Annotated in this window: 24 protein-coding genes and 6 pseudogenes; 8 read left to right on the top strand and 22 right to left on the bottom strand. The window is 49.8% G+C overall.

All coding sequences use genetic code 11. From position 1 onward, the window contains the following. The first annotated feature begins 228 nt into the window (after positions 1–228). The 6 genes from GKO28_RS10440 (at position 229) to GKO28_RS10415 (ending at position 4,510) form a co-directional block, all read left to right on the top strand. Positions 229–1,338 carry a 5-(carboxyamino)imidazole ribonucleotide synthase gene (locus GKO28_RS10440; protein ID WP_182076214.1) on the top strand — a complete coding sequence of 370 codons (1,110 nt, stop codon included), beginning with the start codon at positions 229–231 and terminating at the stop codon, positions 1,336–1,338. 10 nt (positions 1,339–1,348) lie between these two features. Continuing rightward, entirely contained in the window at positions 1,349–2,110 is a 762-nt protein-coding gene (locus tag GKO28_RS10435; protein ID WP_182076213.1) for a DNA alkylation repair protein, read from the top strand. A 90-nt stretch (positions 2,111–2,200) separates the two neighbouring features. Continuing rightward, positions 2,201–2,425, top strand: coding sequence for a hypothetical protein (locus tag GKO28_RS10430; RefSeq protein ID WP_182077540.1), 225 nt, complete (start codon positions 2,201–2,203; stop codon positions 2,423–2,425). Next, positions 2,349–2,687 carry an N-acetyltransferase gene (locus GKO28_RS10425; RefSeq protein ID WP_182076212.1) on the top strand — a complete coding sequence of 113 codons (339 nt, stop codon included), beginning with the start codon at positions 2,349–2,351 and terminating at the stop codon, positions 2,685–2,687. The genes GKO28_RS10430 and GKO28_RS10425 overlap by 77 nt, the downstream gene beginning before the upstream one ends. A 78-nt stretch (positions 2,688–2,765) precedes the next feature. After that, positions 2,766–3,644 carry a phosphoribosylaminoimidazolesuccinocarboxamide synthase gene (locus GKO28_RS10420; RefSeq protein ID WP_182076211.1) on the top strand — a complete coding sequence of 293 codons (879 nt, stop codon included), beginning with the start codon at positions 2,766–2,768 and terminating at the stop codon, positions 3,642–3,644. 125 nt (positions 3,645–3,769) lie between these two features. Next, positions 3,770–4,510 (top strand): dienelactone hydrolase family protein, encoded by a 741-nt coding sequence (locus GKO28_RS10415; protein WP_182076210.1) that lies wholly within the window; start codon positions 3,770–3,772, stop codon positions 4,508–4,510. A 37-nt stretch (positions 4,511–4,547) separates the two neighbouring features. On the opposite strand, the gene GKO28_RS10410 is transcribed toward GKO28_RS10415, so the two are convergent. From GKO28_RS10410 to GKO28_RS10360, 11 genes and pseudogenes are all read right to left on the bottom strand, one after another. Continuing rightward, positions 4,548–5,081 carry a hemerythrin domain-containing protein gene (locus GKO28_RS10410; RefSeq protein ID WP_182076209.1) on the bottom strand — a complete coding sequence of 178 codons (534 nt, stop codon included), beginning with the start codon at positions 5,079–5,081 and terminating at the stop codon, positions 4,548–4,550. A gap of 135 nt (positions 5,082–5,216) precedes the next feature. Beyond that, positions 5,217–5,387 (bottom strand): hypothetical protein, encoded by a 171-nt coding sequence (locus GKO28_RS10405; RefSeq protein WP_173533010.1) that lies wholly within the window; start codon positions 5,385–5,387, stop codon positions 5,217–5,219. Positions 5,388–5,461: 74 nt separating this feature from the next. Beyond that, positions 5,462–5,809: a DUF1801 domain-containing protein gene (locus tag GKO28_RS10400; protein WP_182076207.1), complete on the bottom strand. Its 348-nt coding sequence runs from the start codon at positions 5,807–5,809 to the stop codon at positions 5,462–5,464. Between the two features lie 19 nt (positions 5,810–5,828). Beyond that, positions 5,829–6,962, bottom strand: a complete 1,134-nt coding sequence (locus GKO28_RS10395) for a carboxypeptidase family protein (protein WP_182076206.1) — start codon at positions 6,960–6,962, stop codon at positions 5,829–5,831. A gap of 12 nt (positions 6,963–6,974) precedes the next feature. Next, a complete protein-coding gene (locus GKO28_RS10390) occupies positions 6,975–7,712 on the bottom strand; it encodes an SDR family NAD(P)-dependent oxidoreductase (protein ID WP_182076205.1) in 738 nt (245 codons plus the stop codon). A 40-nt stretch (positions 7,713–7,752) separates the two neighbouring features. Next, a complete protein-coding gene (locus GKO28_RS10385) occupies positions 7,753–8,100 on the bottom strand; it encodes a DUF2185 domain-containing protein (protein WP_182076204.1) in 348 nt (115 codons plus the stop codon). Between the two features lie 312 nt (positions 8,101–8,412). Beyond that, entirely contained in the window at positions 8,413–9,384 is a 972-nt protein-coding gene (locus tag GKO28_RS10380; protein ID WP_182076203.1) for a Gfo/Idh/MocA family protein, read from the bottom strand. A gap of 77 nt (positions 9,385–9,461) precedes the next feature. Continuing rightward, a pseudogene (gene metW, locus GKO28_RS10375) lies at positions 9,462–10,056 on the bottom strand (methionine biosynthesis protein MetW). A gap of 11 nt (positions 10,057–10,067) precedes the next feature. Continuing rightward, entirely contained in the window at positions 10,068–11,198 is a 1,131-nt protein-coding gene (locus tag GKO28_RS10370; protein WP_182076202.1) for a homoserine O-acetyltransferase, read from the bottom strand. Beyond that, positions 11,191–12,180, bottom strand: a complete 990-nt coding sequence (locus GKO28_RS10365; protein WP_203564093.1) for an O-antigen ligase family protein — start codon at positions 12,178–12,180, stop codon at positions 11,191–11,193. The genes GKO28_RS10370 and GKO28_RS10365 overlap by 8 nt, the downstream gene beginning before the upstream one ends. Further along, complete coding sequence (locus GKO28_RS10360) at positions 12,140–12,400, bottom strand: hypothetical protein (RefSeq protein WP_182076200.1); 261 nt, start codon at positions 12,398–12,400, stop codon at positions 12,140–12,142. The genes GKO28_RS10365 and GKO28_RS10360 overlap by 41 nt, the downstream gene beginning before the upstream one ends. 588 nt (positions 12,401–12,988) lie before the next feature. Here GKO28_RS10360 and GKO28_RS10355 point away from each other — a divergent pair. Together GKO28_RS10355 and GKO28_RS10350 are read left to right on the top strand one after the other, a co-directional pair. Further along, positions 12,989–13,738 carry a glycosyltransferase family 2 protein gene (locus GKO28_RS10355; protein ID WP_182076199.1) on the top strand — a complete coding sequence of 250 codons (750 nt, stop codon included), beginning with the start codon at positions 12,989–12,991 and terminating at the stop codon, positions 13,736–13,738. Continuing rightward, complete coding sequence (locus tag GKO28_RS10350) at positions 13,735–14,562, top strand: glycosyltransferase family 2 protein (RefSeq protein ID WP_182076198.1); 828 nt, start codon at positions 13,735–13,737, stop codon at positions 14,560–14,562. The genes GKO28_RS10355 and GKO28_RS10350 overlap by 4 nt, the downstream gene beginning before the upstream one ends. A gap of 33 nt (positions 14,563–14,595) precedes the next feature. Here the strand turns inward: GKO28_RS10350 and msbA are convergent, their stop codons facing one another. From msbA to murG, 11 genes and pseudogenes are all read right to left on the bottom strand, one after another. Next, a complete protein-coding gene (gene msbA, locus GKO28_RS10345) occupies positions 14,596–16,350 on the bottom strand; it encodes a lipid A export permease/ATP-binding protein MsbA (RefSeq protein ID WP_182076197.1) in 1,755 nt (584 codons plus the stop codon). 254 nt (positions 16,351–16,604) lie between these two features. Further along, a pseudogene (locus GKO28_RS10335) lies at positions 16,605–17,145 on the bottom strand (16S rRNA (uracil(1498)-N(3))-methyltransferase); the annotation flags it as partial. Next, positions 17,049–17,258: a hypothetical protein gene (locus GKO28_RS19815; protein WP_247646481.1), complete on the bottom strand. Its 210-nt coding sequence runs from the start codon at positions 17,256–17,258 to the stop codon at positions 17,049–17,051. The gene GKO28_RS19815 and the pseudogene GKO28_RS10335, both read right to left, overlap by 97 nt. Before the next feature lie 46 nt (positions 17,259–17,304). Continuing rightward, complete coding sequence (gene lpxC / locus GKO28_RS10330) at positions 17,305–18,219, bottom strand: UDP-3-O-acyl-N-acetylglucosamine deacetylase (RefSeq protein WP_173532998.1); 915 nt, start codon at positions 18,217–18,219, stop codon at positions 17,305–17,307. A gap of 116 nt (positions 18,220–18,335) precedes the next feature. Next, positions 18,336–19,516 (bottom strand): annotated as a pseudogene (gene ftsZ, locus GKO28_RS10325) (cell division protein FtsZ). Between the two features lie 43 nt (positions 19,517–19,559). Continuing rightward, positions 19,560–20,793: pseudogene (gene ftsA, locus GKO28_RS10320) on the bottom strand (cell division protein FtsA). 91 nt (positions 20,794–20,884) lie between these two features. After that, positions 20,885–21,484 (bottom strand): cell division protein FtsQ/DivIB, encoded by a 600-nt coding sequence (locus GKO28_RS10315; RefSeq protein WP_307838982.1) that lies wholly within the window; start codon positions 21,482–21,484, stop codon positions 20,885–20,887. Next, entirely contained in the window at positions 21,481–21,621 is a 141-nt protein-coding gene (locus tag GKO28_RS19810) for a hypothetical protein (protein WP_247646480.1), read from the bottom strand. The genes GKO28_RS10315 and GKO28_RS19810 overlap by 4 nt, the downstream gene beginning before the upstream one ends. Before the next feature lie 191 nt (positions 21,622–21,812). After that, a pseudogene (locus tag GKO28_RS10310) lies at positions 21,813–22,716 on the bottom strand (D-alanine--D-alanine ligase). Between the two features lie 11 nt (positions 22,717–22,727). Next, a pseudogene (gene murC / locus GKO28_RS10305) lies at positions 22,728–24,124 on the bottom strand (UDP-N-acetylmuramate--L-alanine ligase). After that, the gene (gene murG / locus GKO28_RS10300) at positions 24,121–25,230 is read right to left on the bottom strand and encodes an undecaprenyldiphospho-muramoylpentapeptide beta-N-acetylglucosaminyltransferase (protein ID WP_182077457.1); all 1,110 of its coding nucleotides are present in this window, start codon (positions 25,228–25,230) and stop codon (positions 24,121–24,123) included. Before murG ends, murC begins: the two are co-directional and overlap by 4 nt. Positions 25,231–25,251 lie beyond the last annotated feature (21 nt).

The following is a 25,251-nucleotide window of genomic DNA, read 5'->3' as shown; positions in this document are numbered from 1 at the left end:
AGGCTGCCTACTCTGGGGCGGCCCTTGCTGTTTAATTTTGGCTGCTCTGCGCTATGCGAGCGGCCAAACTAGTTTTATGGCGGGGTATTGAATGACATGCCTTTCAGCTTAATAGGTGGCGTCATATACGGTATGGGTGCCTACGGTTATAAATCGCATCAAGCAGCAAAGCACCGAATGAATACAAGGAATAATAAAGATGGCCAGTAAAGTAATTCTTCCCCAGCAATGCTCGGTATTTTAGGCGGCGGTCAACTCGGGCGGATGTTTGCCAGCGCAGCAAAAAACATGGGCTATGGCGTAACTGTGCTTGATCCCGATTCGCATGCGCCAGCGGCCGACTTTGCCGATGTTCATTTGTGCCAATCCTTTACCGATCCGGCCGCTTTGCAATATATGGCCAGCCATTGCGCTGCCATTACCACCGAATTTGAAAACGTCAACGCCGATTCTATGCGTTGGCTGGCAAGCCAAGGGATTCCAGTATCACCTAGCGGCGATTGCTTGGCGATTGCTCAAGATCGAATTGCCGAAAAAACCTTTATTCGTGATGCCGGCTTAGACGTTGCACCGTTTTTAGCAGTGAAAAATGCCGGCTGTTTAGATACTGATTTAAGCGCTTACTTACCCGGCATTTTAAAAACCGCACGCTTAGGCTACGACGGCAAAGGGCAAATTCGCGTTAAAACTTTGGATGACGTGCGCTTTGCCCATGCTGAAATGAAACACCAACCGTGCGTGCTGGAAAAAATGCTGTCGCTGCACAGCGAAATTTCAGCGATTGTGACGCGCACTCGGGCCGGTGAAATTGCTTGCTTTCCGGTCGCCGAAAACGAACACGTGAATGGCATTTTAGATGTTTCTATCGTTCCAGCTCGCGTCAGTCCGGCTTTAGCGGAACGCGCTCGAACAATGGCAATGCAACTCGCTGAAAAACTCGATTACATTGGCGTGATGGCGGTGGAGTTTTTCGTGCTCGACAACGAGCAATTAGTCATTAATGAAATGGCCCCACGCCCACATAACTCAGGCCATTACACCCTTAACGCCACGCTGACTACGCAGTTTGAGCAGCAAGTTCGGGCGATGTGTGGTTTATATCCAGGCAAAACCGATCTCCTGAGCCCTGCGGTAATGGTCAATTTATTGGGTGATGCATGGCAAGACGATGGCAGCGAACCCAATTGGGAAATCCTGATGACGGCGCCCAATACCAAGCTGCATCTTTACGGTAAAAAACTCGCTCGACCAGGGCGTAAAATGGGCCACTTTAACGTACTGGCTGCCAGCGCAGATGCGGCACTCGAGCAAGCCAACGCGATTAAAGAAACGTTGTAATGAGGCTCTGATGACTTTGGGTGTGCCACCGCGCTTGCACCCCCAACGTCAACAGACCCTCGCGTGCGATTTAGCGGCCTATCAGCAGCAGCTCAATCGCGCAGCAGATCCAATACGAGCTGCGGGTATGTCCGCCTATATGCGGCATCAATTTAGCTTCATCGGCATACCCACACCGGTTCGTCGCAAACTGATTCAAGCCATCGAAATCTCTGCCGCACAGCAATATGGTGAAAGCGACTTACTCAAACTCGCTCAAGCCCTGTGGCAGCAGCCTGAACGTGAATACCACTATTGCGCCATCGAGTTACTGATCCGCGGCCAAGCCAAGCTCAGCCTTGCCGCACTGCCGGTCATCGAGCAATTGATTTGCACCCAAAGCTGGTGGGATAGCGTGGATACGCTCGCCAGTAAAGTCGTTGGCCAACTCGCTCGCCATCAGCCAGAGCTACTTGCTCAGCTCGATCAATGGCCCACCTCACCGAATTTATGGCTACGCCGCACGGCGATTCTTTATCAGCTCAATTGGAAAACCAATACTGATACGGTTCGCTTATTTCACGCCTGCCGGGTGAATGCCGCTGACACTGATTTTTTTATTCGCAAAGCCATTGGTTGGGCGCTAAGGCAATACGCCCGCACGGATTTGCTGGCAGTGCAGCAATTTGTCGCACAAACCGCGCTGTCGCCGCTATCGCGCCGCGAAGCACTCAAGCAACACCTTCAGAGTATCTCAGTAGAAAATTTCGTTAGACTGACAAGCATCAGTTAACATCAAGCTATTCTTTCGTTGCCATGGTGTAAATGATGCCCGTACCCACTCAATACACATTTCGCCGCGCAGCACTGGACGATCTACTTTTTGTCGTTTCATGGGGCTCGATCAGCCGAAGAATTACGCTACGTTTTTCCACGCGCGGCGTGGCCTGCCGAAACGCTGCAATTGGTCGAACACTTAGCGAGTCACGAAGAAAGCTTTGTCGTTTGCGATCAAAACCGTGTAGTGGGCTTTGCCAATCTGTATAATCCGCGCGCGCAAAAAAACATGGATTGGTCATTTCATCGTACATCCCGATCACCGCCGTAGTGGTGTGGCGCATTTTTTGATCTGCGCCCTACAAACCATCGCCAAAGAGCGCTATCAATCGCAAACCTTGGCCACGATTTGCTTTGAAAGCAATCCAATTGGGCTGGCGTTTTATCAGCGCCTAGGCTTTACCATCGCCGGTTGGGAAACTCGCTTAGATCATCGCGCAGAAGGCGCAAAAGTTTTCCGCCTAGAAAAAATCCTCGACGAAATCGAAGCCAGCGCAGAAAGAACGCTGCGCAGTCATGCAGAGCAGCACTAATTCAGGCAAAATAGCGGCCTCAATTTCTGAATCTTGGTCAGCCAACGACCAAGGTATCCGCTGCTTCTGGAGATCTGTATGTCCGGCCTTACTACGACCAACCTCACTAGCCTGAAAAAAATCTATTCTGGCAAAGTGCGTGACCTGTACGAAATCGACGACCAACGTATGTTAATGATCGCAACCGATCGTCTCTCGGCATTCGACGTTATTTTGGCCGAACCGATTCCAGAAAAAGGCAAAATTCTGACTGCGATTTCTAATTTTTGGTTTGAAAAACTCAAAGACGTGGTGCCTAGCCATTTCACTGGTGATCAGCCCGAAGACGTGGTTTCTGCCGAAGATCTACCGCAAGTCGTCGGCCGCGCCGTGGTGTGTAAACGCCTCAAACCCGTCCCAGTTGAAGCTATTGTGCGTGGGTATATCGCTGGCAGCGGCTGGAAAGAATACCAGCAGAGCAATACCATCTGTGGCATCCCTTTGCCTGCCGGTTTACGCGAAGCCGATAAATTGCCAGACCCCATCTTCACCCCATCGACTAAGGCCGAGCTGGGTGATCACGACGAAAACATCAGCTACGCCCGTTGCGAAGAAATCTTGGGCGCAGAACTCGCCGCTAAGGTGAGCGCCACCGCGATTTTGCTGTACAAAACCGCCAGCGAATACGCTGCTACGCGTGGCATTATCATTGGGGATACCAAATTTGAATTTGGCCTCGATGAAAACGGCACCTTATGCCTAATGGACGAGGCATTGACCCCTGACTCAAGCCGATTCTGGCCTGCAGACCAATACCAACCGGGCAGCAACCCGCCGAGCTACGATAAGCAATTCGTTCGCGACTGGCTAGAAACCACCGGTTGGGACAAAACCCCACCAGCACCAGCACTACCGCAAGCAGTCGCCGAAAAAACTGCCGCCAAATACCGCGAAGCGCTGGAAAAACTGACTAAATAAACTAACGCCCTTCGGGGCGTTTTTTGCAGGCTAAAGCCAACGCCTACTTACAGCCAGCATACTGTCACAGGCTGGGCTAAAGTAATGACGCACAACCACCGCCAATCAATTTGAGGACCAGCACGATGATCATTCAAAGCACCAGCCACGACCTAGCAACGCCAACAGGGGTAATGCGCACTTACCTACACCAGCCAAGCGATGGCCGGCAATACCCTACGATTTTGTTTTATTCCGAGATTTTCCAGCAAACCGGCCCGATTGAACGCGCGGCGCGTTTGATTGCCGGCTATGGCTACAACGTATTGGTGCCCGAAGTGTTTCACGAGCTCAATCCCATTGGCACCGTATTGGCGTATGACGATGCCGGTCGCGATAAAGGCAATGCCGATAAAATGGCCAAGTCGATCGAAGGCTATGATTCGGACAATGCCGCACTGATTGCTTGGGCGAAAACCCAGCCATGGAATAACGGCTTATTTGGCGCGATGGGATTTTGTATTGGCGGCCATTTAGCATTTCGCGCCGCGCTACAGCCGGAAATCAAAGCCACCGCGTGTTTTTACGCTACTGATTTGCATACGCATGTGATTCCGAATCAAGCTGGCCAACACAGCATGGACAGGCTGGCAGAAATCAGCGGTGAATTATTAATGATTTGGGGCAAGCAAGACCCACATATTCCAGCGGCAGGTCGCGCCCGCGTTTACCAAGGTTTGGTGGCGGCAGACAAAACCTTTACTTGGCATGAATTTAACGGCCCACACGCCTTTATGCGCGACGAAGGCGAGCGTTATGACCCACAACTAGCCGGCTTAGGTAATCAACTAGCACTCGACTTATTTAGCCGCCGCTTGCGCGCCTAAACTGCAGCGTGGCGAAGTGCACCTCGCCACGTGCCATTCACGCGCTACGGGCTGCATCGGTTCGCCGTGCGGCCATATTTTTACCCAATTGCGCCAAGCAATTGGCGTCGAGTAATTGCGCTGCCGCGGGGTAAATGGCGATTTCCTCTTTAGCGGCATGCGCCGGATACAGCTTGGCAAATGACTGCGCCAGCGCCAAACTCAAACGGCTGGCATCCCCGGCAATCACCGCCAATAAAGCTTGGCGAACTTGATGCCAAAGCTGAGCGAGTTCTGCATGTTCAGCCATAACTTGCTCAATGTCTGCGCGCAATGTGGGTGACGCGTGCTCCAGCAATGCCGGAAATAAATCCTCATCTTCATCTTGATGATGCAGCGGTGCGGCGATATCAAAGTAACGCAAAATCGACTGAGCGCCAGCCACAGCGGCCGCGTCAGCACCTTGCTGCTGCAGATGCAGCGCCAAGGTTTCGGTCAGCGCAGCATATTGGCGAACGCGATCATGGCAAGCAATCAGCATGGCGATCGGGGTTTCAAATGTCACTGTTTCAGTGGCGAATGGATTAAGCATCTTTAAATCCCAAGTGACGAAACGGTCTTAAACTTACGCCTGTTGTGAGGCTTTGCCAAGACAACAAATCCACATTCCCGCCACATAAAAAAACCCCGCAGCACGCTACGGGGTTGCTTGGCGATTCAATGGCGCTTACGCTGATTTAAAAATCTCGTTGTAGCGCGCTGAAACTGCAGCTTCAATTTGCACATTGCTTGGCGCTGTTGGGCTCATCAGCAAATTGCACAATACTTTTTCGGCTTCACGCAATAAATAGCGTTTTTGTTGGCGTTTAGTCAGACGTTTGATTTTTGCATTCATCATGCCTTCTCCTTGATTAAAGTGAGGCAAGTATAACGGCTTCGGGCGGGTCGTGCTTGTGGCATCCTGCCAATCAGTTACAGCGCGTGCGCCTGCAAAATATATTGCGCCACCGATTTGGCCTCTAAATCAGCCACCTGCATCAATTTGATATGCCGACGAAATTTGCCTCCACCTTCGAGTACGCCTGCGACGTCTTGCAAATCACAACCACGGCCAAACTCGAGCGAAACGTGATTTTTATACGCAAACACCCCGCAAAAATCGCTGGCGTCGCCAAACATCAAACCGCCATACATCACACGCTCGCTGGCCGTTGGCACTTGCGAATAAATCAGCGCTCTAGTGGCCTCAACAATCGCCAGTATGTCGCCATCGGCCAAAGCCAGATCATGCAATAACTGCGTTACTCTAGGGTCATTCATGACGAACTCCGCAAACAGCTTATTTCAACTGGTGTGCCACCGCCAACAACGCCGTTAATACGCTCGCGCCAAACTGCTTGGATCGCTCGCCATTCCAGCCAACTTCGGGCAGAGGATGGCTGGCGGTATCTTTAAACGGCATTTCCACCGTATACGCCAAACAATCAAAGCTGTGCCCCACCCAATTGGTACCCAGCGTTAAGGTTTCTGGACCAAAATGGCTATCGGTATAACCAAATTCAGTTTGAAAATCTGGGCTCGCCGCCAACCATGCGGCTTTGAACGTGGCTTGCAAATCGCGTTGTTTGCTAGAAAACGACGGGTTGTCTTCGCAACCGGCAACAAAATTATGTGGAATGGCTTCATCACCATGAATATCTAAAAACGCATCGACGCCGATTTCTTGCATTTTCTCCCGCACCCAAAAGACTTCAGGGCTGCGCGCCAAGCTCGGTGTACCCCATTCGCGATTCAAATTCGCGCCTTGAGCATTAGTGCGCAAATTGCCACGCACGCTGCCATCGGGATTCATATTCGGTACGATATAAAACACGCAATGTTCGAGCAAGCGGCGAGCGACGGCATTTTCTGGATCGAGCAAGGTTTCTAGCAAGCCCTCAACAAACCATTCGGCCATCGACTCGCCCGGATGCTGACGCGCAGTAATCCAGATGTTTTTCTTATGCCCGAGGGGTATGCCAACGCGTAGCATGTCTAAATCATGGCCGTCAGGCGTTACCCCAAGGGGTATTAGATCAACCCACAGCGCATAGCTTAAAGCACTGCCGATCAAGGCTTGATGGCGCTCCCAAGAATACGGCTCAAAATAAGCAAACCACACCGCATCAGTCATCGGCGTATGTTGAATGCTTAAAGTTTGCCCATCGTATTCGGTATCAACGCGAAACCAATTCTCGCGATCGTAACTGGCCACCGCCTGATAATCAGGCCAACCATCGGGATACGCGCTTTGCCCAGCGTTTTCAATACGCAAAGTACAATCCTGATCCCGCGCGCCGGTTAAGCGAAAGTGAAACCACTGCGAAAAGTCAGAGGCATTATCGGGACGCAATTGCAGGCGAATATTAGCGGCATCGCTGGCATCGATCACATCGATAGAACCTGAGTCAAACTGGCAACTTATATGAAGCATCATTTTTCTCACTTAAACTTCAATTGAATTTGCAAAGTAATCAGCAGCCACATATCGGCTACCCGCATCCAGCGTAGCTAATTGCACAATTTGAATTACGGCCTTAGCCGTTTGTGCTGGGGCGATCAAGCCTCCAGTTTCCTTGCGCTGAATAAAGCGCGCTACATCAGGAAAATCGACTTCGTTCACGGTACGAATCGTGGCCTGCATTTCAGTATCCATCACACCTGGATCGATATTGATGACATCAAATGCCTGCGCTTGATGTTTCTGTTCCATTGCCACACTCGCCACAAAATTCTCCATGCCCGCCTTGCTCGCACAATATAAAGACCAACCTGCATAACCTTTATTTGCTGCACCTGATGAAATATTTGCGATCCGTTTCTGACAAGAATGCGCCTGAAACGTCCGAATTACTTCACTGATGATCAAAATCGCCGAGCAAAAATTAGCATTCAAATTCGCCAACAGCTGGTGCGGGCTATAATTCATAGCGACACCAATTGGATCGAGCACACCTGCATTATTGATCATCAGAACTTCATCAAGCGTTACATCCTTAAAATGCAGTAATGCTTTTGCCACTCGCTCAGCACTCAGTAGTGGATCAGCCAAATCAATATATTGAGAAAATGAATATGGAGCACTACGAGAAAACTCTATTAACTCATAGCCTTGCTCCGCCAATTGCTGACAAAGCTCAGCCCCAAGTCCACGTGAACCGCCAGTTACTATGGCAAGACGCATATATAAATAAACTCAAAATTATTTTTAAAATTTAGATTGCTTAATCCAACGGCGACCAATCGGTCACCGCGACAAAAGCCTCAGCATCTGGGCCTTTTTCAAACACGCTGCCAATCGGCGAATCGAGCAAGACAATCACCCTGCTATCGTAATTGGCGATGACGTTCACATCGAATTCGCTGTGATTTTTTGGATTATTCAAAAAAGCATTTTCTTCACAGCCAGAAAAAAACCGCCAGCCACTATCGCCCGCTTTGCTGGGCTTTTCTCGATACATCAAGCCCACCGGATAACCTTCAATCGTCACTTCATCACTGACCACACACAGGCCATGACCAGTAGCGACTTTCTTCATACGGCTTTCATCTAGTAAATAGTCTTTACTCATGTATCTCTCTCTATCCGTTAATTAATTTGGCCTACAGCCAAATACCCATATAATCATAGCTAATATTTAGCTTGGGGCAGATGCTGTGCCACGCTCGTTGAGCTGGGGCTTAAAAATCCCGTCTAAGCGCACCGAGTGAGGAGGGAGACAAACAGCTTTGTCGTTTGGCTCACGATCGATCGAGGGCACAGCGGAGCTGGGCGCGCTCGGGTCGCCTTTCTTTTCCCCCGTTTTCTTTGGCGAGACAAAGAAAACGGGGTCCCCGTCGCGGACTGCGACTGTAAAACACTGTGCCGCAGGCACTAAAAACGATCAACTTATAATCCGCGCATCAGCAATTTCATCATGTGCTTGCAGCGTCATCTGTAAAGCTGCGCGGGTTTTCGCGTGCAGTAAAATAGGGCTTTCTTGCTGCCCAGATCGCAGCAGCTCGCAAAAATGTGCGGTTTCGTAATTTAGCCCAGAGCCGACAGGGGGCATCGCCAATGCTTCATGTTCGCCAGTCGCCGTGACTAAGGTTGCTCGGGCTGGATTCCACCATTTGTCGTGCAGCAACACATAGCCTTGCGTACCAGAAATTAGCGCCTCGCCACTGCCTGCCACATCGAGTCCACAATAGAGCTGGCTAATCCCATGTTGATGCTGGCTCTGCCAACTGGCAAAAGTATCCACGCCAGTGGCGCCAATTCGCCCTAAGCTTTGCACTTCGCTCGCCGTGCCCAGCCAATCCACCGCCAAAAACGCGGCATAAATGCCAATATCGAGCAAACCACCGCCCGCTTGCGCTGGATCGAGCACTGCGTGGTCGGCTGGCACATTGGGGTTGGCAAAGCCTGCGCGAATGAACTTCACGTCACCGATAGCACCAGCAGTGATGCGTTCGCGAATCTGTTGGTATAAAGGAAAAAATGCCGGCTTCATCGCCTCCATATAAAGGCGCTGCGCCGCTTGCGCAGTGGCGATGACCTCATCCAACTCGGCCAAAGTGACCGCAGCGGGCTTTTCACACAACACCGCTTTACCTGCTTTGAGCGCCGCGATACTCAGCGCGGCATGGCTAGGATGTGGCGTGGCGATATACACCGCGTCGATGTCACTCGCGAGTAGTTCATCCAGCGTGGCATATACTTGGGGTATTTGATTGGCCGCAGCAAACAGCTTGGCTTTGCTGGTGGTACGGTTAAATACCGCCAGCGCTTCAGCTTGCGGGACATGGGCTAAACCCGAGACAAAACGTTGCGCGATACTGCCGGTACCAATCATGCCAAAGCGTATCGTTTTCATGTTTTGCCTTTGAGGTATAGCCCTAAGAAGAAATAATTATCAATGACACGGGGCAATACACCTATCGAGTATTACCCCTAGACCACTTTCGTTTGGCTAAACTGCACCAGTGCCAAACTACCCAATAAATTAGGCAGAAAATTGACAGGTTCACCTTGATGCAACACCACTTGTCCATCGACTTGCATGCCTAATTTTGCGAGCAACTGGCTAAAGTCATTCACGGTACAAAAATGAATATTCGGCGTGTTATACCATTCATAAGGAATAGTTTCCGAGACGGGCATTTGCCCCTTAAGGATTTGCCAGCGGTTTTCCCAATAACCAAAATTTGGAAAAGTTACAATCCCGCAACGGCCAACGCGCAGCATTTCTTGCAAAATTAGCTCAACGTTATGCATCGATTGAATCGTCAGCGACAACACCACAAAGTCAAAACTGCCGTCTTCAAAATGCTGCAATCCGCTTTCCATATCGGCTTGAATCACGTTCAGATTTTTTTTCAACGCAATGCACAATCGAATTCACATCGACATCAACGCCAATGCCGCGCACTTGTTTATTCGCTTGCAGCCAAGCCAATAACTCACCATCAGCGCAGCCCAAATCCAACACCCGAGATGCTGGCTTAATCAACTGCGCAATATGCTCTAAGTCAGGACGAAGATTTATGAGTTCAGCCATTACACCTGCTCCTTCGCCACATTGTTTAAATAGGCGCGCATCACATTCATATACGGCGCATCTTGCATTAAAAAGGCATCGTGCCCGTGCTGCGATTCAATCTCGGCGTATGAGACGGTTCGATCAGCGTCGAGCAAAGCTTTGACAATTTCACGCGAGCGCGCTGGGGCAAAACGCCAATCGGTGGTAAATGACACCACCAAAAATTTAGCCTTCGCCTGCCGCATCGCCTCTGCCAAACTGCCGCCGTAATGCCGTGCTGGATCAAAATAATCCAAGGCTTTGGTCATTAATAAATAGGTATTGGCATCAAACACATTGGCAAATTTATCGCCTTGATAACGTAAATACGATTCGATTTCGAATTCAACGTCAAAGCCATATTGGTATTCACCGGTGCGCAATAAACGGCCAAATTTCTCGCCCATGCCATCATCAGACAAATAAGTAATATGTCCGAGCATGCGCGCCAAGCGCAATCCGCGCCGAGGCACGACGCCATGCTGGTAAAAGTCGCCGCCATGAAATTCAGGATCAGTAATTATCGCTTGGCGTGCCACATCATTAAACGCAATGTTTTGGGTGGTGAGCTTAGGTGCAGACGCAATGACTAAAGCATGACGTATACGCTCAGGATATGTGATTGACCAGCGTAGTGCCTGCATACCCCCCAAGCTGCCGCCAATAACTGCCGCAAATTGTTGGATCCCTAAACGATCGGCCAAGCGCGCTTGTGTCTCCACCCAATCACGCACCAAAACCACCGGAAAAGCCGAGCCATACGGCTCACCCGTCGCCGGATTAATACTCGAAGGACCAGTTGAGCCGTGACACCCCCCCAGATTATTCACGCCAATGACAAAAAAGCGATTGGTATCAATCGGCTTGCCCGGCCCAATCATACTGTCCCACCAACCCGGGGCTTTATCCTCCGCCGTGTGGTAACCCGCCACATGATGATGGCCCGACAAAGCGTGACAAATCAAAATCGCATTCGATTTATCGGCATTAAGCTCACCATAGGTTTCCACCATCAACTCATAGCGCGGTAATACGGCGCCCGATGACAGCGTGATCGGCGCCTCAAACACCCATTTTTGCGGGGTAACGATGCCAACTGAATCAGACACGATCCAACTCCTTTTTTGACTTGGCGATGAATGCTGACGCGGCCAGCAATAGCGCAAAAAACACCGAAAAGGTATTTCCTTCGGAAATATCCATCAGTAAAGAATTAAACAAACTACACACTGCGTACGACAGCGTCACCCCCACCGCGACGGCAGCCCAAACGCGAGGCAGACCCAGCGCCATTTTGAGCGCACTCGCCAGTAAAGCCAGATACAAAACCACGCCCAGCAATCCCAGTTGCATGCCTTGTAGCAAATATTCATTGTGCGGATTACTCATCTCCAGCGGGCCAATTTGCGTCTTGATCGCCCCAGTACCCTTACCCAACAAAGGATATTCAGCGATTTGCTTGAGCGCCGTAAGATAAAAAACACTACGAATGCCCATTGACGTTAAACACGCCTGATCTTGCTGTGGTGTATTGAGCGCCGCTTGGCAAGCGATGACTTCGGTTACGCCCAATTTAGCCCGTTGTTGCACAGGATTATTGCTAAGCGCAATCACCAGCACGCCAAGGCTCAATAACGCCACAAACCCATACCGCCAGCGATGCTGCAAAAACATCCAGCCCAAAGTCATCAGCAACACTAGACCAGCCAAATGCCCAGTGCGCTGCGGCGACATTAAATACACGCCAGCAAAACTAGCTACGGCCAGCAAAAATCCCGCCCATTGCCGATAGCGAATCCCGATGGCGAACCACACTACGCCAGCAAAAGCCATTAAGAAGGTTTGCGCGATGGCATTTTTAGAAATTGCCGACGCGGCGACAAACGTCGTGCCAAACCATGTCGGCTGGCCTGTAAACCAAACCAAGCTTGATAGCAATAAAATCCCTAAATTGCCGACTAAAAAACCAGCAATCGCATACTGGATGGTTTTCTCTGGCCCTTTTAGAAAAAACAGCGCCAGCAAGGGAATAAACAGCAGTTTTTTATATTTAGCAAAATAAGCCCACGCTTCTGGCGCCGGAGAAAACACACGCACCTAGCCCCAATGCCAACCACAACAGCAAGGGCAATAAGGCGAATGGGTTGCTGCGAAAGAAATCAACAATTTGGCCACGCGCCCAATATAAGCCCAACAGACCACACAACGGCACCATGATATTGGTCAGCGCAGTGCTGCTTGGCAGCGCAAACCCGAGCAAAGCCGAGAACAATAACACCACCAATACTGCTTTTTGATTCGTCCACAACATTGCTAAATGACCTTGATAAAATGTTTTCTCGTTAGCTCAAAGCCAAAGATGAACTTGAATTCACGACGATTAGATCGCGAGATGCTAGGGTCTGTTGACGCTTGGTTTACCAGCCGCGTTTGTGCGGATTTTAGCCTGAGGCAAGGCACGAAGCGTGCAGCGTAGTCACTCTACGCCAGCGTTTCGTAACGCAGCATCAGGCTAAAAGCCGCCAAACCCGAAGGACTGGGCGCTTTTCTCGGCGCATCGTACGTTGTAGCAAGTTCACATAGAATGACTATGCATCGCTTACTACGCCTTGATTCGCCGTGAAAAGTACTCCCGCGCGGCGGGAAACCAAACGTCAACAGGCCCTAGAGTCGCAATTGATTTGCTCATTTTGTTCTCTCGGCAAAGATTCATCCACTCTCAATCCGCTGGCAATCGAGAACGGCGCAAAAAAAGCCAAAATCACGAAATTCCATCACTCGGAGCAATCGGTCAAGTCGCTAACTTACGGCCAACACTATGCCCCAACCGCCAAGCCGACTTGCCTGACGCCGCGAGAAGAGCGATTATAGCAGCCTGACTCAAGTAAAAACGAAACCCATGCCGACTATTGGCGTTGCCATCATTACTAAAAATGCCCAAGCACATCTTGCAGACTGTCTTAATGCTGTCACTTGGTGCGATAAAATCGTTGTTTTAGATTCGGGTAGTACCGATCAAACTTTAAGCATTGCACAAGCTTACGGCGCTCATATTGAGCAAACCACCGATTGGCCCGGCTTTGGTATCCAAAAAAATCGCGCAATTGCCCTACTCGATACCGATTGGATTTTAGCGCTGGATGCCGATGAAGTGCTCGATGCCGAGCTGATGCAAAGCATTCAAGCCGCGATCAAAGCGCCGACGGCCAGCGTGTATCAAATCAGTCGCCTATCCAATTACTGCGGCCGCTGGATTAATCATTCCGGCTGGAACCCCGATCATTTGCCACGCTTATTCCAACGTGGGCACGCGGCTTATTCCGAATCTTTAGTGCATGAAAAACTCAATTTTTCAGGCCAAGCGCCGCTATTAGCTGGCCAGCTTTTACATTACTCATTTGATCGCTTAGATGACGTACTCGATAAAGTGAATCGCTATTCCAGTGCTGGCGCTGAGCAACGTTTGCAGCGCGGCGAACGCTCGAGCTTAGGTAAAGCGATTTACAAAGGCTGGTGGACGTTTATTCGTACTTACGTTTTACAACGCGGCTTTTTAGATGGGCGAGAAGGCTTTATTTTGGCGGTATCTAATGCCGAAGGCGCGTACTATCGCCAACTCAAACTGATGTATCTGCAAGAAAAAAAATGAAAATTTCTATCATTGTCACCACTTACAATCGGCCTAAAGCACTCAATTTAGTCCTCGCTGGATTAGCCCGACAAAAAACAACCAGCCCTATCGAATGGGAAGTGCTTATTGCCGATGATGGCTCTAAAAATGATACTTTTGCATTAATCCAATCATGGCAAAGCCATTTTCCATGTGCATTGCACCATGTATGGCACGAAGATCTTGGCTTTCGCGCTGGCGCAATTCGTAATCGAGCAGCAGCCCAATCCCAAGGGGATTATCTGGTGTTTCTCGATGGTGATTGCGTGCCGATGCCCGATTTTTTGCAACAACATGCCATGTTGGTGGAAACCACCTGGTATGTGGCGGGCAATCGAATCCTGCTCTCGGAAGCATTCACCGCCACCTTACTCGAGCAACCAGACGCCATCAACATCATGGACTGGTCAATCTGGCAATGGTTTACCGCCAAATTATCCGGCAAAACCAATCGAGCTTGGCCTTGCCTACGCTTAAAACTCGCTGATGCACGCAAAAAACGGCGAACTCGTTGGGAAGTGGTGAAAAGTTGTAATTTAGGCGTTTGGAGAGCCGATTTCATCGCCATCAATGGCTTTGACGAAAGCTTTTCTGGCTGGGGGCATGAAGATTCGGATTTTGCAATCCGCTTGCTGCGCCTAGGCGTCGGCATCAAAGACGGCCGTTTTGCGGTGCCGGTGCTGCATCTTTGGCACCGTGAAAACGATCGCTCTAAACAAGCAGAAAACTGGAAAAAACTCGAAGAAACACTCAAAAGCACGCATATTGAAGCCAAAATTGGCTTAAAGTCACTGACTCAATAAACAATCAGCACGGCAATGCCGTGCTGATTGCTGTTAGCTCGTAGCCACGGTATTTTCAGCCAAAGAGAATTGCACCGCATGCATCTGCGTATATACGCCTTCTCGCTGAATCAGCTCTTGATGCGTACCGCCTTCAATGATTTTGCCTTGCTGCATCACCACAATGCGGTCAGCTTTTTCAATGGTGGATAAGCGATGCGCAATTACCAAGGTAGTACGCCCCACCATCAGGTTTTCTAGTGCTTCTTGCACTTTGCGTTCTGACTCGGTATCAAGCGCACTGGTTGCTTCATCCAAAATCAAGATCGGTGCGTCTTTATAAATCGCCCTTGCAATCGCTAAGCGTTGTCGCTGGCCGCCCGATAAACGCACACCATTTTCACCGAGCATTTCCGCAAAGCCTTGTGGCATTTGTTCAATAAATTCAGTTGCAAATGCCGCATCTGCTGCTGCGCGCACCCGCGCCATATCGATTTCATCCACACCATACGCAATATTGGCGGCAACGCTGTCATTAAATAACACCATATCTTGCGACACTAAAGCGATTTGTGAACGTAAATTGGCCAAACGATAATCCGCCAGCAACTCGCCATCCAGACGAATTTCACCGGCGCTCGGCTCATAAAATCGCGGAATCAAATTGGCCAAAGTGGTTTTGCCACTGCCTGACTGGCCGACCAAAGCCACGCTTTCACCGGGTTTAATGTCTAAATCAATGCCTGCTAACGCTTTCACGCCATCCACTTGATAGGCAAACTCCAGCTGGCTAATCGTGATGTGTCCTTTCACGCGCTGCGGCGCCAATGTGCCGTGATCTGGCTCTAATGGCTGATCCAAAATACCAAACACCGAGTCTGCGGCGGCCAAACCACGATGCAATGAATCGCTGAGCTTAGATAGATTTTTAATTGGCTGCTGTAACAGCATCATGGAACTCATAAACGTCACAAATGAGCCTGCGGTCATCGCGCCATCGGCTGCGCGTAAACCAGCAAAATAAATAATCGCCGCAATCGTTACCGCAATTAAAAACACCGTAAAGCCAGAATTCAAACTCGCGGTGGCTGCGCGCTTTACGGTTAAACGCCGCACATTTTGATTGGCGGCACCAAAACGTTTCGCTTCATAGTTTGCTCCACCAAAAATCTTAATAATTCGCTGTCCACCCAAGCTCTCATCCAAGATCTGGCTCATTTCGCCCATGGTGTCTTGCGTTTGTTGCGATAATCGACGCTGGCGTTTACTCACAATCCGAATCGATACTGCCGCACCGGGCAGCATAATCAAGCAAAACAAAGTCAGCTGCCAATCGGTCCACAGCATAATGCCAAGCAAAGCAATCGCCATCACCGAGTCTTTGACCAGCACGGTGAGCACATTCAAGCCCGCATCCATAATCTGGTTAATATCAAACGTCACTCGCGACAATAAAACGCCGACTGACGATTGATCAAAAAAGCGAATCGGCATGGCCATCATCCGCTCAAACACTTGCTGGCGTAAATTATGCATCACGCGTGACGACAACCAAGCACTGCCATATTCGTAGCCAAAGCTAGAAATCAAACGCACCAAGCCTAAGCCAAACAAAGCCAATGGCATCAACCATGCGGCCTGTGCTGCCGCCTGATTTTGCTTAAAGCTATCAATAATCACGCCGAGCATTTTGACCATCGCGGCATCGACACCGCCAGCCACCACCATGGCCAAAATCGACATCACGGCGATGCCGCGGTACGGGCCAAAGTAGGCAAGAATTCGGAAATACAGCTGTTTGCTATTCATGAGCTCAGTAGAAAAAAAAAGCAATAAAGTCAGATTATAACGGAGTCACGTCTCGCTCAGGACAGCAGCGCAACATTCACACTATTTAGCGCAAATAAAAAGCCTACGCTGACGTAGGCTTTGTTGACATATAAGCGAAGCATCTGGTCTGGATCGCACTGGATCATAAACCGCGAAGCGCTTTAAAAATCCCCATAACGAGATTGCAATAAACCGGCGATGACCGGCGCCACGCTTTCGGTGCGTAAAATCCTCGGCCCCAACAATACAGAGGTATAGCCCGCAGCAATCGCTAAATCATCTTCTTCAGACGAATACCCGCCCTCAGGGCCGATCAACACACAAACGCTCACCACTTTTTTCTGGCAAGCTAGCCCAGGCCACAGCACCGGTTGGGCACAGCAATAATTTTAATTCGCACGAATTTGGCTGAGCTAAAAATTGCGCCAACGTGAGGATGGGCCGAATTTCTAATAAGCGCGTTCGGCCACATTGCTCAGCGGCACTGGCAGCAATCGCTTGCCAATGCGCCAGTCGTTTTTCGGCGCGCTCGCCTGAATAGCGCTGCTGGCAATATTGCGAAATCACCGGCTGCAAAACAGCAACGCCGAGCTCGGCGGCTTTTTGCACCGTGTAATCCATGCGATCAGCCGCAGAAATCGCCTGAACCAAGGTAATTCTCAACGGCGATTCACGATCTACATCGGCAAAAGACAACACATCGACACTAACGTTTTTTTTACCCATGGCCGCAATTTGCGCAGTAAATTCACCACCTTGGCCATTAAATAAAATAATTTCTTCACTAGCTGCTGCAAACGCAATACTTGCACATGCCGCGCCACCGACTCGGGTAAGTCAAAACTTTGCCCAATTGAAAGTGGCAAATCAATATAAAAGCGCGGCATAAACCATCATGTCCTTGCAATAAAACACGCGTCAATCAAAGGGGCATTAAATGCCAAGCGGAGGAAGGTCATGAAACGACGAAGGCACATCTTTAAGCCGATCAAAACTGACCATTTCATAATTACTTGGATCTGAAAGTAGCTCACGCAGCAATTTATTATTCATGGCGTGCCCCGATTTATAGCCAGAAAAAGCCGCAATCAAAGGGTGGCCTAAGATATATAAGTCGCCAATTGCATCGAGGACTTTATGGCGAACAAATTCATCTTCAAATCGCAAGCCACCTTCATTCAGCACGCGAAACTCATCGATGACCACGGCATTATCCATATTGCCGCCGCGAGCCAAACCGTTCATGCGTAAATATTCAACTTCATGAATAAAACCAAAGGTGCGCGCGCGGGCAATTTCACTGATGTAATTTGAATCAGCAAAATCCAACGTGATCGTTTGCGCAGATTTTTTAAACGCGGGATGCTTGAAATCGATCGTGAGGGACACTTTGTAGCCATTATGCGGCTCAAACTTGACCCATTTATCACCATCATGCACTTCGATCGGTTTGATGACTTTGACAAACTGCTTGGGGGCATCTAATTCGCGCACCCCAGCCGTTTGAATCAAATAAATAAAAGGCGCAGCAGAACCATCCATAATCGGCATTTCTGGCGCATCGACTTCGACAATCACATTGTCGATACCGAGCCCAGCAAATGCTGACATTAAATGCTCAATCGTGCCGACACGCACGCCGTCTTGCACCAGCGTTGAGGAGAGTCGCGTGTCGTTCACTAAATCGGGGCCGACTTTGAAAGGCGCCGACTCGGGTAAATCAGAGCGCTTAAAAACGATGCCAGTATCAGCAGCAGCCGGTCGCAAAGTGAGTTTTACTTTCTCACCCGAATGCAAACCAACCCCTGTCGCATGGATCGTCGAATCCAAAGTTCTTTGTAAAAACATGGCCATTCTGCCTAAACAATCAATTGCTTGATTTTACCAGTCCTAGGCAAAAGACTGGTTAAATCATTCCAATCATACTGATTGATTTCATTTATTACGCCAATCCAGCGAAACAATTAATCCGCTTGACGACGTAAAAATGCCGGAATATCCATATCGATATTGCTCATTGCCGCTGGACGAGCTGGCGTTTCTGCCGCACGGCTACCGCGATTATTGCGCCATATTGCTGGCGTATCATAGGCCTCATCGTAGGCGGCATTATCGGTGCCAGTTTTTTGCATTGGGTTATTCACTACCGTCAGTGATGGCGTGCTAATCGCTTTGCCACCCAAACCGGTTGCCACTAAAGTCACGCGGATTTCGTCTTCACCCAGGGCTTCATCGTAAACCACACCGTGTTTCACCAATGCGCCTTCAGCAACGTGTGATTCGATAATTTCCAGCGCTTGGCGGGTTTCTGATTTTTTCAACTTGCCTGGGGCGGTCGAGAAATTCACCAACACGCCACGTGCGCCTTTAAAGCTAATATTGTCGAGCAATGGGCAACGAATGGCTTCTTCGGTGGCACGAATCGCACGATCAGGACCTGTGGCATGTGCCGAGCCCATCATCGCCATACCCATTTCACGCATCACAGTTTTAACGTCAGCGAAGTCAACGTTAATCAAGCCTGGGTATTGAATGATTTCAACAATCGAACCCACTGCATTACGTAATACGTCATCAGCCGCACGGAAAGCTTCATCCACCGTGACATCATCGCCTAAAACTTCTTCAAGTTTTTTTGGTTAGAAACCACAATCAATGAATCCACATAACGCGACAATTCATCAATCCCGACTTGTGCCACTTTTTGGCGACGGCCTTCGTCTTGCCCGGGTGAAGTCACCACGCCGACCGTCAAAATACCTTTTTCACGCGCCACTTGTGCGATCACAGGTGCGGCGCCAGTGCCGGTACCACCACCCATACCGGCAGTGATAAATAATAAATCGGCGCCAGAAATCAATTCAGCAATGCGTTCGCGATCTTCTTCAGCAGCTTGTCGGCCAATATCAGGATCACAACCAGCGCCAAAGCCTTTGGTGAGTTCAGCGCCCAACTGAACCACATTGTCCGCCCGCGATTGCTTCAAAACCTGAGCATCGGTATTGGCGGAAATAAAATCAACGCCGTGCGACTGCATCGCATGCTCGATCATATTGTTGATTGCATTGCAGCCTGCGCCACCAACGCCAATCACTTTGATATTCACGTGATGTGAAACCTCTGGTACTTCAATTAATAATGCCATTTTCACTCTCCTCTTGCCCGATTTTACTGCTTACCCGAATATTTCAGAAGTTATTTTGAAACCATGCCTTCATTCTGCTAAAAACATCACCCATGCCGCCTTCTTTCCCTCTAGCACCGGGTGCTTTTTGCATTTGTTGGCGCGCCAATAACAGCAAGCCAACCGCAGTGGAATAACGTGGATTTTTAACCACTTCAGCCAATCCACCCACATAACGCGGCAAACCTAAGCGCACCGGCATATGGAAAATCTCTTCAGCTAAATCAGTCATACCCGGCATCAATGCAGCGCCACCAGTAATCACAATCCCGCTCGACAAGCGATCTTCCAAACCGACACGGCGTAATTCGGCTTGCACAAAGCTATACAATTCTTCAACACGGGGCTCGATCACTTCAGCCAGCGTATGACGACTCATTTGCCGCGCACCGCGCTCACCCACGCCAGGCACTTCGATCATGGTTTGCGGATCGGTCATATGGCGTAATGCCACGCCGTGTTGGATTTTGATGTTTTCGGCTTCGCCGGTTGGCGTACGCAATGCCATTGCCACGTCATTGGTAATTTGATCGCCAGCGATTGGAATCACTGCGGTATGGCGAATCGATCCGCCAATAAATACCGCGATATCGGTAGTGCCACCACCGATGTCAACCAAACACACGCCAAGATCTTTTTCATCTTCAGTCAGAACGGCGTAGCTGGAAGCCAATGGTTGCAATACCACTTCAGCAATCTCTAGCCCACAACGGCGCACGCACTTGGTGATGTTTTGGACTGCCGACACTGCGCCAGACACAATATGCACCCGAACTTCTAAGCGCACGCCCGACATACCGAGCGGCTCTTTAACGTCTTCTTGACCATCAATCACATACTCTTGCGACAAAATGTGTAGGACTTGATGATCAGTTGGAATATTGACCGCGCTCGCCGTTTCTATCACTCGTTCAATATCTGCTGAGGTGACTTCTTTATCTTTAATTGCCCACCATGCCGTGCGAATTGAGGCTCTTGATATGGCTACCGGCAATCCCGGTATACACTTCGCTGATTTTGCAATCGGCCATCAATTCAGCTTCACCCAATGCCGACTGAATCGCTGCAACGGTTTTTTCAATATCAACGACAACACCGCGCTTCAAGCCTTTCGATGCTGCGGACCCTAAGCCCACCACATTCAAAGAGCCATCTTCCTTCACATCAGCCACTACCGCGACCACTTTAGAAGTCCCGATATCTAGCCCAACGATGAGGTTTTTTGCATCCCTAGTCACTGACAGCCTCTTTTACAATTCTTAATGTTTAACTTTAAATACCCCAGCCAACTTATTGCTTTTTAGGTATTAAAAATACCAAAAGCATAAATCATGCCGAAGCTTTATTTGCCTTAGGTTTTACGACCGGCGGTGGCTTAACGCCCTGCTTGCCAGCCTCTAACGGCGTATACGATGGTAAATGCACGGCAAAACCGTTCGGATAACGCAAATCCACATACTCAAATGGCTGCTGCAATAAAGCCAATGAATTGGGGTAAGCGCTCACAAAACGCTTCACCCTATCCACCGCTTGATCACGCCCTACTTCTACGATCAATTGCTTATCTAATTCAAAGCGCCATGCCCGGCGATCCGATAACCACAAACGCGTTGGCGTTCGCTGTAAAGGCAATAACGCCGCTTGCAAAGCCTTAAACTCACTCACCATCAGTTTTTCAGAGCCTTCAGGTCCTTCCAAAATGGGCAAGGGATCACTGGTTGCAGCATCAAACTTTTCGCCATGCGAATTAAGTAACCCTGTCGTTCCCCAACGCGCCACTGCTTTGTGCTCTTCAATATTGACTTCTAATCGATCGGGCCAGCGACGGCGCACTTCAACCTGACGTACCCACGGTAATTTTTCAAAATTCTGCCGCGTTTTATTCAAATCAAGGGTAAAGAACGTCCCTTTTAATTCGTTTTTAATCACATAGCGTAACTGCTCTCGCGCGTCACATGCGCTAAATCCCCATCGACCTTAATCCGGCGAACCGGAAACAATGGCGAATGCACCGCCAAAAACAATAAGGAGTAAAACAATAACATCAATGCTAAAGCTGTCAGCAAGTTAGCAAGCCACATCAATAGCTGTGGCTTATCCCACATAACAACTCACTTTTAAGTGTTGGTTTAAAGCCCGCTCAGGCATATTCATTGATTCCTAATTGGGCGATTCAAACACCCACCCATCATGGGTATGCAAACGTAGCCAAATTATAACAATAGTTGCAAGGATATACCCTTACAAAGCGTAAAACCTATGAGATTGTTCCCAAAATTGTCAATACCAAATCGTCATAGCTAATGCCCGCTTCACGCGCGCACATTGGAAATAGACTGTGTGTCGTCATGCCAGGTGCCGTATTGGGCTCAAGCAAAAACATTTCGCCCTGCTCATCCATTAAAAAGTCGATTCGCGCCCAACCCGAAGCACCGAGCACCCGATACGCTTGCCTCACATAAATCACGCGCTTTTTGCTCTTGCTCACCCAATAAACCGGGGCAGTGATACACCGTGTCATCACGGATATATTTGGCTTCAAAGTCATAAAACTCAGTCGCAGGCTCAATCTTGACTGTGGCCAAAGCCTTGCCATCAAGCACTGCGCAAGAATATTCACCGGCGTTAATCGAGCGTTCAGCCAAAACCAAAGCATCGTACTGTGCTGCTACAGTGTAAGCCTGAGCAATTTGTGCAACGCTGGTACAACGCGTAACCCCCACGCTTGAGCCACCATTGGCGGGCTTTACATACAGTGGCAAATCTAACTGTTTGGCAACGGCAGTAAAATCACTATTGGCATCCAGCAAAACATAATCAGGAATCGGTAAACCGGCCGCTTGCCACATCAGCTTGGTGCGCCATTTGTCCATACCAATCGCCGAAGCCATCACGCCACAGCCAGTGTAAGGAATTGACATAAATTCCAAAGCACCTTGGATCGTGCCATCCTCACCATAACCGCCGTGTAAGATCAAAAAGGCGCGCTCAAACCCTTCATCATGCAACGCTGACAATGGTTTTTCAGCCGGATCAAAGCGATGCGCGTCAACGCCTTGGCGAACTAAAGCCTCCAATACACCCGCGCCGCTAAGCAAAGAAATTTCTCGCTCGCTCGAAGCCCCCCCCATTAATACTGCAACTTTACCCATTGCTTTCACATCAACACCACTCATTTCACCATCTCACATAATAATTTCGGTGTATTCCCAATGGTGCCTGCGCCCATCGTCACCACCACGTCACCCGCTTGCACTGCGGCAAAAATTGCCGTTGGCATATCGGTAATTTGCGCCACAAACACCGGCTCAATTTTGCCGGCCACTCGCACAGCACGAGCTAAAGATCGGCCATCGGCAGCAACAATCGGCGTTTCACCGGCGGCATACACTTCAGCCAGTAATAAGCCATCCACGGTATTGAGTACTTTGACAAAATCTTCAAAACAATCACGCGTTCGCGTATAGCGGTGCGGTTGAAACGCCAATAACAAGCGACGCCCCGGGAACGCGCCACGCGTTGCAGCCAGCGTTGCCGCCATCTCAACCGGATGATGACCATAATCATCGATCAAGGTAAACGAACCACCCGCAGGTAAAGCGACTTCGCCATAGCGCTGGAAACGACGACCCACGCCTTGGAAACGCTCCAGTGCCGATACAATCGACGCCTCATCCGCCCCGACTTCAATCCCGATGGCAATCGCAGCAAGTGCATTGAGTACATTGTGCATACCCGGCATATTGAGCGTGACGGCCAAGCGACGTGATTCGCCGTTTTCCCAAACCGCATCAAAACGCGCATCATGCCGTTATCCGCCACAATGTTTTCTGCACGCAACATTGCGTCGTCTGACACCCCATACGTGGTCACTGGGCTGGTCACTTTCGGCAAGATCGAGCGCACATGCGGATCATCAATACATAAAATCGCCCGACCATAAAACGGCAAATGATGCAGAAAATCGATAAACGCTTGCTTTAGTTTTTCAAAATCATGGCCATACGTGTCCATATGATCGGCATCGATATTGGTCACCACCGAAATTACCGGCGTGAGGAGCAAGAACGACGCATCGCTTTCATCGGCTTCGGCCACCAAAAAGTCGCCCTGCCCTAAGCGGGCATTCGAGCCTGCGGCGTGTAGCTTGCCGCCAATCACAAAGGTTGGGTCCAAGCCCGCAGCCTCGAGCACACTGGCACTCAAGCTGGTGGTGGTGGTTTTGCCGTGCGTACCGGCAATGGCAATACCTTGCTTTAAGCGCATCAATTCAGCCAACATCATTGCGCGGGGTACCACGGGAATCTTGCGCTGGCGCGCGGCAATCACTTCGGGATTGTCGTCTTTCACCGCACTCGAAATCACCACTACATCGGCATCGGCAACAAACTCAGCCGCATGCCCTTGAAATACTTGGGCGCCCGCATTCACTAAGCGTTGCGTTGTGGCGCTGACACCTAAATCCGAACCACTAATTTCAAAACCTAAATTGAGCAATACTTCGGCAATCCCACTCATGCCGACCCCACCAATCCCAACAAAATGAATGCGTTTTACTTTATGTTTCATTGCGCTAATTCTTTAATCACTGCAACGACTGCCGCCGTTGCATTAGGTTGAGCTAAAGCACGCGCGGCCGTTGCCATCGTTAGGCAGCGTTCACGCGTCATTTCTTGAATCCATTGCGCCAGTTTTTCTGGACTGCTGTGTGATTGAGCTAATAAAATCCCGGCGCCAGCTTCACTTAAAAATTGCGCATTGCCGGTTTGATGGTCATCCACCGCATGCGGAAATGGCACCAAAATACTGGCCGCACCCACGCACGCAAGCTCGGCCACCGTTAACGCGCCAGAACGGCACAAAATCAAATCGGCATCGGCATACGCTTGCGCCATATCGGCAATAAACGCCACACAATCGGCCGTTACATTCGCAGCGGCATAATTCGCGCGCAATGTCTCTAAATGCTTTTCACCCGATTGATGCGTCACCAGCGGGCGATCAGCCGGTGCAATCAGCGCCAAGGCTTTCGGTAATTGTTCATTAAATACTTGCGCGCCTAAACTGCCGCCCACCACCAAAATCTTTAAAGGCCCAGTTCTGCCAGCAAAACGCTCAGCAGGTTCGGCCACTTGGGCGATTTCACTGCGTACTGGATTGCCCACACAATCGGCCTGATTAGGAAATGCCGACGGAAACGCAAACAACACTCGATTGGCAATTTTCGACAACACACGGTTGGTTAAACCCGCCACTGAGTTTTGCTCATGAATCACCAACGGCAACCAGCACAAACGCATCGCCAAACCGCCAGGAAAACCGGTAAACCCACCAAAACCAATCGCTACATCAGGACGGCGACGGAAAATCAGATTCAAAGCCGCCAACAAAGCTTTGGTTTGCACCCACGGTTGGCTGAGTTTTTTTAACCAACCTTTACCACGGACACCGGTAATTTTAAGCGTCACCAAATCGATGCCGTGTTGCGGTACAACGCGAGTTTCCATCGCGCCGTTTGCGCCTAACCACACCACATCCCAACCCTCAAGACGCAAGGCATTAGCCACCGCTAGCGCAGGAAATATATGTCCACCTGTACCACCGGCCATCACCAACAACGTACGTTGTCCGCCTTTAGCTGCGGGTTCAATCCATTCGGCATCTTCTTTGCGCATTCGCCATCCGCTAACAATCAA

The sequence above is a fragment of the Deefgea sp. CFH1-16 genome (assembly GCF_016881365.1).
Classification (GTDB): Bacteria; Pseudomonadota; Gammaproteobacteria; order Burkholderiales; family Chitinibacteraceae; genus Deefgea.
The sequence above is the reverse complement of the archived record's forward strand: the minus strand, read 5'-3'. Positions and strand labels throughout refer to the sequence as shown.